Consider the following 267-nt stretch of genomic DNA (forward strand, 5'->3'; position numbering starts at 1 on the left):
CCGCCCGTACCCGAAACCGACACAGGTGATCAGGTAGAGAATACTAAGGCGATCGAGAGAATCATGGTTAAGGAACTCGGCAAAATGTCCCCGTAACTTCGGGAGAAGGGGAGCCTTGAGCGTGACCGGTCCGTGCGGCCGTGAGCGTGTATGGGTCGCAGAGAATTGGGGGAAGCGACTGTTTATCAAAAACACAGGTCCGTGCGAAGTCGTAAGACGATGTATACGGACTGACTCCTGCCCGGTGCTGGAAGGTTAAGAGGATTG

General features: G+C 54.7%; 1 rRNA gene. It reads left to right on the forward strand.

Annotation, left to right across the window (positions count from 1 at the left end):
• A 23S ribosomal RNA gene (locus L6762_RS11910) occupies positions 1–267 on the forward strand; the annotation flags it as partial.

Origin of the sequence: Rothia nasimurium, from assembly GCF_928381705.1 — a bacterium.
Taxonomy (GTDB): Bacteria; Actinomycetota; Actinomycetes; order Actinomycetales; family Micrococcaceae; genus Rothia; species Rothia nasimurium_G.